Origin of the sequence: Turicibacter sp. KK003, assembly GCF_037014675.1 — a bacterium.
GTDB classification, from domain to species: Bacteria; Bacillota_I; Bacilli_A; order MOL361; family Turicibacteraceae; genus Turicibacter; species Turicibacter faecis.
Map to the genome: position 1 here is coordinate 933,859 of NZ_CP142738.1, position 14,142 is coordinate 948,000.

Here is a 14,142-nt window from a genome sequence, read left to right on the forward strand (position 1 = left end):
GTACACTAGTATAAGAATTATGGTAGGGCCTATTTAGGTGAAGGATAAATAGGAATTTAGAGTAAATTTTATTATTTTGTCGATATTAAATATAAAGTGACTGAAAAAAAGGTTAGTTAATGTAGAAAAGCTTAATTTCTCTTATGCCAATCTAGCGATGATGTGGGTGGTAAGGGAGACGATTAAAATAAGGGGGCTTGATGATGTCTTATCAAAGCGAAGCAGAATTAGAAAAACAATTGATTGCTCAATTGTGCGATTTGGGGTATGAAAAGGTCAGTATCGCGGACGAAGAGCAGTTAGTCGCAAATTTTAGAAAGCAGTTATCACTCCATAATGAGTCAAAATTGGGCGGTGTCCCTTTAACGGATAAAGAGTTTGAACGCGTCATGCGCCATGTAGAAGGGAAGAGTGTTTTCCAGAGTGCGAAAATTTTAAGGGATAAGTTTGTGCTTGAACGCGAGGATGGTTCTGAAATTTACTTAGAATTTTTTGATTGCTTGCATTGGTGTAAAAATCGATTTCAAGTGACGGCTCAAACGACGGTTGTTGGCAAATATACGAATCGTTACGATGTAACGGTATTAATTAACGGGTTACCCGTTGTTCAAATTGAGTTGAAACGACGCGGACTAGATATGAAGGAGGCGTTTAACCAAATTGATCGTTATCGCAAGCATTCCTATCAAGGTCTTTACCGCTATATCCAAATCTTTGTCATCAGTAATGGGGTTGACACGAAGTATTTTGCCAATACGGATAAGGAATTGATGTATAGTCAAACGTTCTTTTGGACGAATGTGAATAATGAGCGGATTAGTCAATTGGGCGATTTTGCGTTTACGTTCTTGGAAAAGTGTCAAATTTCGAAGATTATTGCGCGTTATATGGTGATTAATGAAACGGATCAATTATTAATGGTCATGCGGCCTTATCAAATTTATGCGGTAGAGGCGTTGGTGACACGTGCCCTTGAGACAAATAATAATGGTTTTATTTGGCATACGACAGGGAGTGGGAAGACGTTAACTTCATTTAAGGCCAGTCAGATTTTGGCGAATGAACCAGGGATTAAGAAAGTCTTCTTTTTAGTTGACCGTAAAGATTTAGATAGTCAAACGATTAAGGAGTTTAATAAATTTGAACCGGATTCTGTGGATACGACGGATAAAACGGATAAATTGGTTCAACAAATTAAAGATATTAACCGTCCGTTAATCGTGACGACGATTCAGAAAATGGCGAATGCGGTGAAGTCCCCGCGGTATGAAAAAATTATGGACCAGTATCGGAATGAGAAAGTGATTTTTATTATTGATGAGTGCCACCGTTCTCAGTTTGGAGATATGCATAAAGCCATTAATAAACATTTTCATCAGGCACAATATTTCGGGTTTACTGGAACGCCACGTTTTGAAGAGAATAAGAGTCAGGACGGGCGGGTAACAGCTGATCTTTTTGAAAAGTGTTTGCACCATTATTTAATTAAAGATGCGATTAATGATCAAAATGTCCTTGGTTTTTCGGTCGAGTATATTAATACGATTCGTGGAAATTACGATGAAATGGATGATACGAAGGTTCATGCGATTAATACGGATGAAGTTTTTATGAATGAGACGCGTATTGAAGAAATCGCGCGACACATTATCGCAAACCATGACGCTAAAACGCGTAATCGTGAATATACGGCGATTTTTACGGTGCAAAGTATTCCGATGTTAATTAAATATTATGATGCATTTAAAGCGATGGATCATCGTCTCAAAATTGCAGGGATCTTTACATTTGGAGCGAATGAAGACAGTGAAGGGCGTGATGAACATTCGCGCGATAGTTTAGAGCGGATGATTGCTGATTATAATCAACTTTTCCATACGAATTATTCGACCGACACGTTTTCAAATTATTTTTCCGATGTCTCGAAGCGGGTGAAAAATGCTCAAATTGATATTTTATTAGTCGTGAATATGTTCTTAACAGGGTTTGATGCGAAAACGTTAAATACGCTTTATGTTGATAAAAATTTAAAATATCACGATTTATTGCAGGCTTATTCCCGAACGAATCGCGTGCAAAAAACGACGAAGCCTTATGGAAATATTGTCTGCTATCGTAATTTAAAAGAAAATACGGATGATGCAATCCGCCTGTTCTCGGATACGAATAATACAGATACGGTGTTAATGCGAAGTTACAGTTATTATTTAGATTTGTTTGAGGCAGAGTTAAATCGCTTGTATGAGCTTGTTAAATCGCCACAAGAGGTGGATGGACTTCAAACCGAGGAGGAAAAACGTCAATTTATTTTAAGTTTCCGTGAACTTTCCAAGGCGTTAGTGAAACTTGAGACCTTTACGGAGTTTGAGTTTAATGAAGAGACGGTGGGGATTTCCGAGCAGACGTACCAAGATTTTAAAAGTAAGTATTTCTTAATTTATGATGAGGTGAAACGCGCCGAAGGAGAAAAGGTGTCTGTTTTAGCCGATCTTGATTTTTGTATTGAAATCATGCATACCGATAAAATTAATGTGAGCTATATCATGAACTTGATTCGTCAAATTGATTTAACAGATACAAAACAGCGTGACGAAGATATTAAAGAGATTATAGCAGAACTTGATCGAGCGGATAATGAGGAGTTACGTCTAAAAGTAGATTTATTAAAATCTTTCTTAAATAAAGTGATTCCAACGTTGTCGCCAGAAGATTCGATTGACGAAGCTTACTATGCGTTTGAAGAACAATCCCGACAAGAAGAAGTTAAATATTTTGCTGAGGAAGTGAACCTGAATGAGGAAACCATTCAAGAATTTGTGGCTGAGTATCAGTATGCGGGTATTTTGAATCATCAAGAAATTTCGGACGCTGTCGTCGATAAATTGTTAGCTAAAAAACGTAAGGTCAAAAAAGTGAAAGAATTTATTGTGGATCATACGAATAAATATAATTAAAAGTGCTTTTTTCAACAAAAGCACTTTTTCTTTTGACACTATTCGAGTGATATGTTATGCTTTTAGTATGAAAAGCAGGTGAAAAAGTATGAAGCTAGAAGAAGTGGGTAAACTCTCAATAGGAGCAACGCTCGCTCGTATTAAGGCAAAACCGAATGAAAAAGCTTATCCAAGGCGATTGTTTACCATTCAAGAGTTAAATAAGGTAACAGTAGACCCTAATTTACAGGTAGAAGGCCAAGAAGTTTTAGTGAGTGATCGATATATTCGAGAAGTTCCACTAGCAAAGGTCGGAATGGTTTTGATTGGGTTAACGGCCCCTCGGGCCTTTGTGGTGACAGATGCGTATGAAGGGTACGTGATTCCGATTAATTTTGTTTATTTGGAATGTCACGAAGGGGTTTGCCCCGAGTATGTGGCGTGGTATTTTAATGAGCATCCGGATATTCAACGACGATTAGCAGTTGAAAGACAAGGCTCAAGTCTTCAAGCCTTATCGATGCAAAAAATAAGGGAATTACCGATTGATCTCCCAGGCGTCACAACTCAGAAGAAAATAGCAACGGTTTACCGATTAGGTCATCAGCGAAAAAAACTATGGATTGAAAAACAAAGATTAGAAGAAAAGTTAATGAATGAATGGATGATTCGAACGTTGAAGGAGGAAAAATAGCATGACAGTGAGTGAGATTCAAAAACAACAGCAGGCGGATTTACATGCGCGTTTATGGTCGATTGCCAATACGTTACGCGGAACGATGGAGGCCTATGATTTTAAAAACTATATTTTAGGTTTGATTTTTTACCGTTATTTATCGGAGAATGTAGAGCAACGGGTGGCGAAGTTATTAGAAGAAGATGGGATTAGCTATGAAGAGGCGTGGCAAGATGAGGAGTATCGTGAGGCGCTGTCAGAGGAGTTAATTAGTGATATCGGATATTTCATTGAACCCACGTACTTATTTTCATCGTTACTTCGTTTAATTGAAGAGCGTACGTTTGATATTGAAGCGTTGCAAGGGGCGATTAATAATATTACGGAATCAACGATTGGGCATGAAAGTCAACAAGACTTTGACCATTTATTTGATGATATGGATTTAACGTCTTCAAAATTGGGGCGTGATGTAAAAAGTCGTTCGGCGTTAATCGCAAAGGTGATAGCGGATATTGCTGATATCCCATTTGCTTATGAAAATTCCGAAATTGATGTGTTAGGGGATGCGTATGAGTATTTAATCGGTCAGTTTGCGGCGAATGCCGGGAAAAAAGCCGGAGAGTTCTATACGCCGCAACAAGTGTCTAAAATTTTAGCTAAAATCGTGACGGCTGGTAAAAAAGACTTAAAGAATGTGTATGACCCCACGTGTGGTTCAGGTTCTTTATTATTACGGGTCGGACGTGAGGCGAATGTTCGTAAGTTTTACGGGCAAGAGTTAACAGCAACGACGTATAACTTAGCACGCATGAACATGTTATTACACGGCGTGAACTACATGAATTTTGACATTCGTAACGATGATACCATTGAGCATCCGCAACATTTAGACGAACGTTTTGAGGCGATCGTGGCGAATCCTCCTTATTCGGCGAAGTGGAGTGGGGATGCGAAGTTTTTAGATGATGAACGTTTTAGTGCGTACGGAAAACTCGCCCCTAAATCAAAAGCAGACTTTACGTTTATTCAGCATATGATTTATCAGTTAGACGATAAAGGAACGATGGCGGTTGTGCTCCCTCATGGGGTCTTATTCCGTGGGGCAGCTGAGGGGGTCATTCGTAAATATTTAATTGAAGAGCGTAACGTCCTCGATGCCGTGATTGGCTTACCGGCGAACATTTTCTATGGAACCAGTATTCCAACGGTGATTTTAGTCTTTAAAAAATGCCGTGAACATAATGAAGACATTTTATTTATTGATGCGTCCAATGAATTTGATAAAGGCAAAAATCAAAATGTTTTAACGGAAGAACATGTGAATAAAATCGTTCAAACGTATTTAAATCGTGAAACGATTGATAAATATTCTTATGTAGCAACACTCGATGAAGTCAAAGAAAATGACTACAACTTAAATATCCCTCGTTATGTCGATACATTTGAAGAGGAAGAGCCTGTCGATCTACAAGCTGTCAGCCAACGCATTGCAGAAATTGATCGAGAAATCGCCCAAATCGATGAAGAACTCGCATCCTACTTAAAAGAACTTGGATTATAAGAGGGGGTGAATACAATGAAAAATGTACCAAATCTTAGATTTAAAGAGTTTAGTGATGAGTGGAAACAGCATGCGTTAGGTGATATATTTGATTTTTATACAACTAATTCATTTTCTCGAGATTTTTTGGACAATGATAAGGGTAGAGTGAAGAATATTCATTATGGTGATATTCATATGAAGTTTCCAACTTTATTAGATGTTAAAAATACGCAGATACCTTATGTAAAAGAGGCGGTGGATTTAAGTAAAATTTCTATTGAATCTTATTGCAAAAATGGCGATGTAGTTATTGCAGATGCTTCGGAAGATTATAATGATATTGGTAAAGCAATTGAGCTAAAAAGTATTGGGGAAGAGAAAATTATTGCAGGATTACACACTATACTAGCACGTGACAATAAAGGAATAATGGTGAATGGGTTTAAAGGCTATCTAATGAATTCACCAAGTGTAAGAAAGCAAATTAAAGTATATGCTGCGGGTGCTAAGGTTTTAGGTATTTCTAAAGCTAATATCAGTAAAGTCAAATTATTGATTCCATCAGGCATGGAACAAGAAAAAATCGCCACTTTCTTTTCACTAATTGATAAAAAAATCGAACTACAAACAGAAAAAGTGGAAGAATTAAAGAACTATAAAAAAGGCCTCCTGCAAAAAATCTTCTCACAAGAACTAAGGTTTAAAGATGAGAATGGAAAGAAATACCCTGAGTGGGAAGAGAAAACTCTACAACAAATAGGGTTTACTTACGCTGGTCTAAGTGGTAAAACAAAAGAAGACTTTGGTTTTGGTAATGGGAGCTTTGTTACTTATATAAATGTATTTCGTAATACCTTAGCAAAACGGATGATTGAACAAGTTAATATTTCTGAACAAGAGAATCAGAATCCAGTGTTAAAAGGTGATTTATTATTTACGACATCTTCAGAGACACCCAATGAAGTAGGAATGGTTTCTTGTTGGGATTATGAGATTAAAAATTTATATTTAAATAGTTTTTGTTTTGGTTATCGTATATATAATCATAATAGTTATTCACCTATATTTCTTGCATATATGCTTCGAAGTGGGGAGTATAGAAAGAAAATATCCATTTTGGCCCAAGGTTCAACTAGGTATAATATTTCTAAAACTGAGTTAATGAAAATGAAAGTCCAATGTCCATGTATGGAGGAACAACAAAAAATTGTGGCTTTATTATTGAACTTAGAATTGAAGACGGAGGAGGAACAAAATAAGTTAAATGAGCTCCTTCAGTATAAAAAAGGACTATTACAGCAAATGTTTATTTAATTCGAATGATGTGAATGGGCTAGACGATAAAGTGTCTAGCTTTTTCTTTTGGTGTTAAAGGTTGTAGAGGGATAGGTGATAAGAACAAGTCAAAAGGATCTATTAAGAACATCTAAGTCTTAGTTGAAAAGGTGATAAGTGATGGATGTATTTATACCAGATGTTGTTGAACAAGAAATCGTATTAACTGATAACGGTGGATGTGTATTCAATTCTGTTGGGAGTTTCTACCACGATTTATTTGTGGGAAATCAGGAGGTGTCTCACGAAATATTAGTAGGGAGCAAGGAGGAAAGAAAGGATAAACTGATTTCTTATTTAATGAGTAAGGGGGTCACAGGGAGTCGTTTATTAATTATAGACCCCTATTTCTTTGGCACTTTTAATAAACCCTATAAAGATTTAATGATTGATGTATTGACGCGGTTAAATCCTAAGGAGATAACGGTAGTCATAAATGAGGAGAACTATAATAAAAACCTATACAACACAATTAGTCAAAAAGTAGGATGTGAAATAAAAGTCTATTCTTCTGAAAACTTGCATGATCGATTTTGGATTATCGATGAAGAGAGAGGGATTTCGTTAGGGACATCGCTCAATGGAATCCATCATAACATGATACGGATTGATGATTTGCGGGATGAAGAGGTGAAGACAATAGTAGAAGAAATCAATCGAACAAAGATTGAAATGAAAAAATAAAAAAGGAAATCGCCTTTAATTAGCGTATTTAAAAGAGAGAGGATTATTTGAAATCCTGAATATGCTATAATAGAGGAGGTTCGTTACATGCCCTATCAACGAAAAAGAACGTTACAAGAATTAAATTTATCGGATGACTTTTTGTTTTCTAAGGTCTTTTCCGATGCTGAAGTTTGCCGGCAAGTGCTAGAAAAGATTTTGAAGGTTAAAATTAAAAAAATTAAATTTGTGGAAAGCCAAAAGTCCATTGATTTAGTAATGGAGAGTAAAGCGATTCGGTTAGACATTTATGTTCAAGATGAAGAGGAAACCATTTATAATGTAGAGATGCAAAGAGGAAAACATAAAAACCTAGCGAAGAGGAGTCGATATTATCAAGGAAGCGTCGATTTGGACTTTATTCAAAAGGGCAGTGATTATTTAGAACTTTGTAAAAGTTTTGTCATCTTTATTTGCACGTTTGATCCTTTTGGCAAAGGGAGACATATTTACAGTTTTGAAAACTATTGTATAGAAGATCAATCGCTAAAATTAAATGATGAGACAACAAAAATCTTTTTAAATACACGTGGGGTTATGGATGACGTGGACGAGGAGATGAAGGAATTATTAAGCTATGTTGAGAATTCAACAGATACATATGTTGCTCAAACAAAGTCCGAACTCGTGCATCAGTTACATGATAGGGTCAATCGGATTAAGCAAGATAAAAGGTTGGAGGTGGAATATATGACATTATACGAAATTTTTAAAGAAGAATTTGAGGATGGAAAAATAGAGGGGAAAAGAGAGGAAAAAGTAGAAATCGCCAAGAATTTATTAGATGTTTTAGATGATGAAACAATTGCGTTAAAAACAGGACTGACGATTGAAGAAGTCCAACGATTACGAAACGAAAATAAGTAATTGATTTTTTTATAAAAATCCCCCTCAACAAAGTCTGAACTCGTGCATCAGTTACATGATAGGGTCAATCGGATTAAGCAGGATAAAAGGTTGGAGGTGGAATATATGACACTATTGGAGATTAAAGAACGAGAACTCCAAAAAGGCATTAAAATAGGGATTGAGCAAGGAATTGAACAAGGAAAGGAAGAGGAAAAAGTAGAAATCGCCCAGAATTTATTGGATGTTTTAGATGATGAAACAATTGCGTTAAAAACAGGACTGACGATTGAGGAAGTTCGGCGATTAAGAAACGAAAAAAATAATTAATCTTTTTCTAAAAATCTCCCTCACCAAAAAGTCCGAACTCGTGCATCAGCTACATGATAGGGTCAATCGGATTAAGCAGGATAAAAGGTTGGAGGTGGAATATATGACATTATTGGAGATTAAAGAACGAGAACTCCAAAAAGGCATTAAAATAGGGATTGAGCAAGGAATTGAACAAGGAAAGGAAGAGGAAAAAGTAGAAATCGCCCATAATTTATTGGATGTTTTAGATGACGAAACGATTGCGTTAAAAACAGGATTGACGATTGAGGAAGTTCGACGAATACGAGATGAAAACTAATGAATCTTCTCTAACAAAAGTATCGCTCAAATAACATCTGAGTCTATGCATCAGTGACATGATAGGGTTAACCGGATGAAGCAAGATAAAAGGTTGGAGGTGGAATATATGACATTAGATGAGCTCCTTAAAAGGGAGTTTGAAAAGGGAGTCAAGCAAGGGCTTGAACAAGTTAGGAAACAAATCGATAGAGAAATTGCCAAGAATTTATTAGATGTTTTAGATGATGAGCAGATTGCGAAAGCAACGGGAGTAGAAATTGAAGAAGTTCGTCAATTACGACATCTTACTGTGAATGATTGATCAAGAGGTTCTTTCTTTGAGAGAGGGCCTTTTTTATGTAATTATTAAATAGGTTGGGAGAATGGCAGATTGCTATCATTTCATCAGAGTGGGAGATGTTGAGAAAATAATCATGAGTTTTCTCTTTCATAAGCCAGGATATGTTATAATAAGGAAAAAACTTAGGGGTGGAATCATGGAGGAAAGGCCATGTGGACCTATTGTTTTATTTCACGCGTTTACTAGGGTGATAAGGTGGTAACTTGCAGTTATCAAATGAGAATCAAGCAGTTGATGGGGGAGAGCTCATGAAGGAAATAATCGTTAGACTCGCTAGAATGATTAGGTTACTACACGCCAAAGGACGTAGGGTGGCGTCGATAAAGCCATTTGGACGGGATATTTTTTTACTTGAGATTCAGGTGGCGGGGACGCACTATATTGAGAATATGAATGATATTGAACCATCCCTACACGTGGGGAGTCGGTTGGATTTTTTTCGTGAACCAACTAATCCGCATGATAGTTATGCCATTGTTATTCAATCGCCCGCAGGCGATAAGATTGGCTATATCTCTAGGCGAGATAATTTAGTATTCGCTCGTTTAATGGACGGAGGAAAATTTCTTTTTGGAGAATTAAAATCGAAGGAATGGAAAGGCCGCTGGCTAAAAATTAAAGTAGACGTCTATTTGCGGGACTAAAACAGCTTTAAAAAGTAAAATAAAAATGGAAAGTAACGCTTTTATCAAAGAAAATCATAAAAAGCAGCCGAGGGGCTGCTTTTTAAATAGTCATGACACCGCCAAATGTTTCAAGATAGGCTTGGTGTTGTTTGTAGTTAGGGTCATACATCCCCACTTTTCGCCAAAAAGAGCGGTCATGATTCATATGATAGATGTGACAAAGCTCGTGAATAATGACGTAATCAATCACCATCTCGGGTGCCATGGTGAGTTTGTAGTTGAACGTTAATTCCCGCTTAGAATTACACGTTCCCCATGTTCGAGGGGAGTCGAGCACGGTCACAGATTTTGCTTTGACGCCAATGAGGGTTTGAAAATGGGGAATTCGTTTTTTGATGTATTGTTTTGTCTTTTGAGTGTAAAATCGTTGCAGTGCTTGTTGAATTTGCTCTTTTTCCTCGGGAATTTCCTCAAGGAGGTGGGATAAGGGCAAAGCCCGACCGAGGTAAAGAAAGAGCTCTTCATCGGCATAAGATTTCTGGTTGGAAATCACTTTTTTATTTTTTTGTTTTTGACGTAAGTTCATTAAAAATTCGCTTTTGGATTCAAGAAAGGCCACGATGTCTTCCTCACTCGTGTGCCGCGGAACTTTAAGCGTGAGGTGCCCCTCAGGGGTCGCCTCCAACTTTATTTTTTTTCGTTTCGCGTATTGAACCTCCACGTGAAATGTTTCATTACAAATCGTTAGCTTCATAAAACCTCCTTAAAACAGTAGGGAAATAATCAGTAAAAGCGTGAATTTCCAGTGCAGACGGTTGGTATAAGGAATTCCGAGTTTTTCAAAGTTTGTGACGGACTGGTTGGCGGTAAGGGCATCTTTTAGGGTTAAGAAGACGATGAGGGCGACGGGATGGTAAAGTCCTGTGATTACATAGATAGTGGTTAAAACATAGGCCCCAAATACTAGTGTTCGATAGAGGTAGGTGCTGTTTTTACTCCCGATGCGCACACTTAATGTTCCGATACTTAACCGTTGATCGCGTGTGAAATCACGCATTTCATTACTAATCATGAGAGCTGGAATGAAAAGCGAGGCAGGCAATGCCAGAAGGATGGGATACCAAGATAATTCCTTTGTAAAGGGAAAGCTTGCGCCTAATACCATTAATGGTCCCATGGCGATAAAGGAGATGATGACTCCAAGTCCTTTGCGTTTGAGGACAAAGGGTTCTCCTGTGTAGGCATAGGCGATGAAAAGCCCTGTCAGTCCGATGACTAGCATGTGAAGATTGGTGATGTAAATTAAAAAAAGACCAATGAGCCCGGCGATGGCGAAGCAAGCCATGGCCCATAAAAAGACGTAAACATCAAAATACGTGCGGACCACCCCTAAAAATTTGATTTGGCGCCCCCCCGGACGATAGTAACGAAACGACCCTTCGAAGTAATCATTGACTAAGTTGGCACCCGACTGGGCCAGTAATCCAGCAACCGTAATGAGAAAGATAAGAAGAAGGTCGAAAGGAGCGTTAAAGTGAATGGCCCCCATTTGATAAGCGGCTAGGATTCCTAGCGTGGTGGAACCGATGGCCAGTGTTAAAGAAAGTGGCCGGAGTGCGATCCATGAGTCTTGAATAAATTTCTTGATATAAGCTTTATTGAACATAATTCACCTCGTATAAGTTGATAAAACCCCTTTTTAAATGTGAGTGGTCATGATGTTAAAGTTCTATTTTTTGATAAATATCGTGTATTATTTTATCATGTCTTGTCAATGAACGGAATGAGTGGTTTTTTAAAAGGTGAGCGTGAGCTCACTTTTTTTCATATTTTAGGGAAGGTCGCATAAAGTTGAAAAAGAGGTCACTGCCAAAGTGGTGATATGATGGGGGGAATCGTCATGTGGAAAGATACAGTTAATGGTGCTGAAGGAACGTTTGAAACGAAACAAAAGGAAAAAGTCGTGGTAGAGATTAAGAAAAAAGAAGGCGTGGCCGTGATTGTGCGTCCAACGCATGAGCAAGCCATTGCCGGAATGCGCGATAATCATGTGAAGATTTGGAATGATTTATTGTTTGATCAAGTAACGTATAATCAAATTAAATCAAAAATGGAGGCTTTATTAATTAAGAAAGCGACAAAAGATAACAAATCGAAACGTCGTTAAGGGACGGGCGGTGTCAGAGAAGAGGGCCGTTTTCTTGGCGGCAGTAAAAAAAGATGAGAGGATTAACTCTCATCTTTTTGGTTTTAAAAAGTTATTGAATGAAGTCCATGATTTCTTCTTTGAGTTGGACGTAGATTCCCTCAATAATGTCGAAATTCATGGCCTGAATATAAATTTCTTCTAATTGATCGTGAAGGGCTTTAGCTTGTCCTAAAGCGACGGTTCCTAATTTAACAGTGGCTTTGTAGTCTGCTTCAATTTGTTTAAGTGCTTCGGCATTGGCTTCATCGGTTCCTGGTGTAATGAGTGCCTCATAAGTATCAATAATTTCGTCGGTCTCAACACTAGGGAAATATTCGTGTGGAGCTGTTGAGTCAAAGAAGCAGACATTTAGTTTAGGGATGAGGACCATGTCGAGTGATTCAGGGTCGAAAGAGCAGTGATAAATTTCGGTATCGTATCCGAGGGATTCACTTTTTTTAGCGAGTTCTTTTAAGAGGGTTGATTTTCCTGTTCCTGGTCGACCTTTAATGAAGTATCGTTTAAATCCGCGAGTTAGATCTTCGATGTAATCAGTGGATCCGTTAGGGGTAGAGGCACCGAAGAAGCGGTGTTTAACGATAGGGAGATGGTCTTCTTTTTTATAGTCGAGTAGGGCGTCGCAAAGGATCGCTCTAAATCGTGGGGCAAGGTCAAAGTCCATTTCATCAATATAGATTTTTTCCCATTGATCATGAATTTTGAGGGCTTCGGCGTATTTATAATAAAGTAAGTCATAGCAAGTACTAATTTGGTGTTTTAAATCAAGGATAGCCTCTTTGTAAGGGACAAGTTTTGCACGATCCCAGGCGATTCCTAAATTAACGTATTGTTCAACGGCTCCAGGTGCCGTTGGTTCGATAACATGGGGAGCAGTACCATCAACGATTCCGACTTTTAATTGGGGAATAAGGACTCCATCAAGTGAATGAGGATCAGACGAGCAATAAATAAATTCAACGTCATAGCCTAAGTCATAAAAGTCAGCACCGATTCGTTTCATTAATGTCGATTTTCCTGTTCCTGGTCCCCCTTTTAAAATGTATAAGTGATCAACGCCTTGAAGGTTTGAGTCAAAGAAATTATAAAATCCGCGTGAGCTATTTGCGCAGACAAAATAGCTTTTAATAGTTGCAGTCATTTAAATACCTCCCATAAAGTAATGATGGATGATTCACTAGTAGTTTATGGGAAAAGGGCCTAATGTGTGAATGAGAATTTTAATTTTATCACTCGTTGTAAGTGTTTTTAATTTCTCTTCTCTCGTTGAAGTTTAAGGGGCTTTATGCTAGAATTAGAATGGAAAAGGCTATTATTCATTTACAAATAATGGATGATTTCTCTTAGGAAAATGGATGAGATAGAATAGGTAAAGGTGAAAGATATGTTTATAATCAATTTAATTCGCGGTTTTTTTATGGCGCTTGCCGATAGTGTGCCTGGTGTTTCAGGAGGGACGATCGCTTTTATTTTAGGATTTTATGATGAGTTTATCGGTTCTTTAAACACGCTTGTTTCAAAGAGTAGCAGAGAAGATAAAGGACAGGCTCTTCAATTTTTATTAAAAATTGGAATCGGATGGGCGCTTGGAATGATTCTTTCGGTTCTCTTCTTAAGTTCGATTTTTGAAGAACATATTTATAGTATTAGTTCGGTGTTCATTGGGTTTATTTTATTTTCCATCCCATTAATTATCAAGGCGGAAAAAGAAACGATTAAAAATAAATATTTAAATATCGTTTGGACGGTCACAGGAATCTTGATTGTCGTGGCGATTACTGTGTTTAATCCGGTATCAGGCGGAGGTGGAATGGAGATTTCTCTTAGCCATTTAAATATTGGATTAATCCTTTATGTGTTTATTTCAGGAATGATTGCGATTTCAGCGATGGTATTACCAGGAATTTCGGGATCCACGTTATTATTGATTTTTGGGTTATATACAACAATTATTAGTTCAATTAAAGAAGTTTTAACGTTTAATTTTTCGGCCCTTCCTATTTTAATCGTATTCGGACTTGGAGTTATTATTGGGATTTTATCAACGATTAAATTAATTCGCCACTTCTTAGAGACAGCACGTCCACAAATGATTTACTTAATTTTAGGATTAATGATCGGGTCGATTTATGCGGTCATTATGGGACCAACAACGCTTGAAACAGCTCAAGCACCGATGTCTTTTTCAACGTTTAACCTTGTGTGGTTTATTATCGGTGGAGCAGTCATCATTGGTTTGGAACAATTCAGTAAGTTGATGGAGAAAAAACAGAAATAA

15 protein-coding genes are annotated in these 14,142 nt (G+C 37.5%); 12 read left to right on the plus strand and 3 right to left on the minus strand.

The genetic code is table 11. The features are described 5' to 3' along the window. Positions 1 to 203: 203 nt before the first annotated feature. From VXM77_RS04730 to VXM77_RS04775, 10 genes are all read left to right on the plus strand, one after another. A complete protein-coding gene (locus tag VXM77_RS04730; RefSeq protein WP_338507256.1) occupies positions 204 to 2,954 on the plus strand; it encodes a type I restriction endonuclease subunit R in 2,751 nt (916 codons plus the stop codon). Positions 2,955 to 3,042: 88 nt separating this feature from the next. After that, positions 3,043 to 3,627, plus strand: coding sequence for a hypothetical protein (locus VXM77_RS04735; RefSeq protein WP_338507258.1), 585 nt, complete (start codon positions 3,043 to 3,045; stop codon positions 3,625 to 3,627). 1 nt (position 3,628) lies between these two features. After that, entirely contained in the window at positions 3,629 to 5,173 is a 1,545-nt protein-coding gene (locus VXM77_RS04740; RefSeq protein WP_338507259.1) for a type I restriction-modification system subunit M, read from the plus strand. A gap of 15 nt (positions 5,174 to 5,188) precedes the next feature. Beyond that, complete coding sequence (locus VXM77_RS04745; RefSeq protein ID WP_338507260.1) at positions 5,189 to 6,469, plus strand: restriction endonuclease subunit S; 1,281 nt, start codon at positions 5,189 to 5,191, stop codon at positions 6,467 to 6,469. A 141-nt stretch (positions 6,470 to 6,610) separates the two neighbouring features. Continuing rightward, positions 6,611 to 7,174, plus strand: a complete 564-nt coding sequence (locus VXM77_RS04750; RefSeq protein WP_338507261.1) for a hypothetical protein — start codon at positions 6,611 to 6,613, stop codon at positions 7,172 to 7,174. An 87-nt stretch (positions 7,175 to 7,261) separates the two neighbouring features. After that, a complete protein-coding gene (locus VXM77_RS04755) occupies positions 7,262 to 8,080 on the plus strand; it encodes an Rpn family recombination-promoting nuclease/putative transposase (RefSeq protein WP_262950236.1) in 819 nt (272 codons plus the stop codon). Between the two features lie 105 nt (positions 8,081 to 8,185). Then, the gene (locus tag VXM77_RS04760; protein WP_161830888.1) at positions 8,186 to 8,389 is read left to right on the plus strand and encodes a hypothetical protein; all 204 of its coding nucleotides are present in this window, start codon (positions 8,186 to 8,188) and stop codon (positions 8,387 to 8,389) included. A gap of 103 nt (positions 8,390 to 8,492) precedes the next feature. Continuing rightward, complete coding sequence (locus VXM77_RS04765; protein WP_338507262.1) at positions 8,493 to 8,690, plus strand: hypothetical protein; 198 nt, start codon at positions 8,493 to 8,495, stop codon at positions 8,688 to 8,690. 108 nt (positions 8,691 to 8,798) lie between these two features. Continuing rightward, entirely contained in the window at positions 8,799 to 8,993 is a 195-nt protein-coding gene (locus tag VXM77_RS04770; protein ID WP_338507263.1) for a hypothetical protein, read from the plus strand. 242 nt (positions 8,994 to 9,235) lie between these two features. Continuing rightward, complete coding sequence (locus VXM77_RS04775; protein WP_338507264.1) at positions 9,236 to 9,676, plus strand: HIRAN domain-containing protein; 441 nt, start codon at positions 9,236 to 9,238, stop codon at positions 9,674 to 9,676. 82 nt (positions 9,677 to 9,758) lie between these two features. On the opposite strand, the gene VXM77_RS04780 is transcribed toward VXM77_RS04775, so the two are convergent. Both VXM77_RS04780 and VXM77_RS04785 read right to left on the minus strand, forming a co-directional pair. Next, positions 9,759 to 10,412: a SprT family zinc-dependent metalloprotease gene (locus tag VXM77_RS04780; RefSeq protein ID WP_338507265.1), complete on the minus strand. Its 654-nt coding sequence runs from the start codon at positions 10,410 to 10,412 to the stop codon at positions 9,759 to 9,761. A 9-nt stretch (positions 10,413 to 10,421) separates the two neighbouring features. Then, positions 10,422 to 11,324: a prenyltransferase gene (locus tag VXM77_RS04785; protein WP_338507266.1), complete on the minus strand. Its 903-nt coding sequence runs from the start codon at positions 11,322 to 11,324 to the stop codon at positions 10,422 to 10,424. Positions 11,325 to 11,558: 234 nt separating this feature from the next. On the opposite strand from VXM77_RS04785, the gene VXM77_RS04790 reads away from it, so the two are divergent. Next, positions 11,559 to 11,825, plus strand: a complete 267-nt coding sequence (locus tag VXM77_RS04790; RefSeq protein WP_161830892.1) for a hypothetical protein — start codon at positions 11,559 to 11,561, stop codon at positions 11,823 to 11,825. Positions 11,826 to 11,916: 91 nt separating this feature from the next. On the opposite strand, the gene VXM77_RS04795 is transcribed toward VXM77_RS04790, so the two are convergent. Then, positions 11,917 to 13,005: a PRK06851 family protein gene (locus VXM77_RS04795; RefSeq protein WP_338507267.1), complete on the minus strand. Its 1,089-nt coding sequence runs from the start codon at positions 13,003 to 13,005 to the stop codon at positions 11,917 to 11,919. A gap of 243 nt (positions 13,006 to 13,248) precedes the next feature. Between VXM77_RS04795 and VXM77_RS04800 the strand changes: the two genes are divergently transcribed. Next, positions 13,249 to 14,142 carry a DUF368 domain-containing protein gene (locus VXM77_RS04800; protein ID WP_338507268.1) on the plus strand — a complete coding sequence of 298 codons (894 nt, stop codon included), beginning with the start codon at positions 13,249 to 13,251 and terminating at the stop codon, positions 14,140 to 14,142.

What these genes read in the sequence shown, in the direction of transcription:
- VXM77_RS04730 (WP_338507256.1), top strand. Translation starts at nt 204, where the DNA reads ATGTCTTATCAAAGCGAAGCAGAATTAGAAAAACAATTGATTGCTCAA.
- VXM77_RS04735 (WP_338507258.1), top strand. Translation starts at nt 3,043, where the DNA reads ATGAAGCTAGAAGAAGTGGGTAAACTCTCAATAGGAGCAACGCTCGCT.
- VXM77_RS04740 (WP_338507259.1), top strand. Translation starts at nt 3,629, where the DNA reads ATGACAGTGAGTGAGATTCAAAAACAACAGCAGGCGGATTTACATGCG.
- VXM77_RS04745 (WP_338507260.1), top strand. Translation starts at nt 5,189, where the DNA reads ATGAAAAATGTACCAAATCTTAGATTTAAAGAGTTTAGTGATGAGTGG.
- VXM77_RS04750 (WP_338507261.1), top strand. Translation starts at nt 6,611, where the DNA reads ATGGATGTATTTATACCAGATGTTGTTGAACAAGAAATCGTATTAACT.
- VXM77_RS04755 (WP_262950236.1), top strand. Translation starts at nt 7,262, where the DNA reads ATGCCCTATCAACGAAAAAGAACGTTACAAGAATTAAATTTATCGGAT.
- VXM77_RS04760 (WP_161830888.1), top strand. Translation starts at nt 8,186, where the DNA reads ATGACACTATTGGAGATTAAAGAACGAGAACTCCAAAAAGGCATTAAA.
- VXM77_RS04765 (WP_338507262.1), top strand. Translation starts at nt 8,493, where the DNA reads ATGACATTATTGGAGATTAAAGAACGAGAACTCCAAAAAGGCATTAAA.
- VXM77_RS04770 (WP_338507263.1), top strand. Translation starts at nt 8,799, where the DNA reads ATGACATTAGATGAGCTCCTTAAAAGGGAGTTTGAAAAGGGAGTCAAG.
- VXM77_RS04780 (WP_338507265.1), bottom strand. Translation starts at nt 10,412, where the DNA reads ATGAAGCTAACGATTTGTAATGAAACATTTCACGTGGAGGTTCAATAC.
- VXM77_RS04785 (WP_338507266.1), bottom strand. Translation starts at nt 11,324, where the DNA reads ATGTTCAATAAAGCTTATATCAAGAAATTTATTCAAGACTCATGGATC.
- VXM77_RS04790 (WP_161830892.1), top strand. Translation starts at nt 11,559, where the DNA reads ATGTGGAAAGATACAGTTAATGGTGCTGAAGGAACGTTTGAAACGAAA.
- VXM77_RS04795 (WP_338507267.1), bottom strand. Translation starts at nt 13,005, where the DNA reads ATGACTGCAACTATTAAAAGCTATTTTGTCTGCGCAAATAGCTCACGC.
- VXM77_RS04800 (WP_338507268.1), top strand. Translation starts at nt 13,249, where the DNA reads ATGTTTATAATCAATTTAATTCGCGGTTTTTTTATGGCGCTTGCCGAT.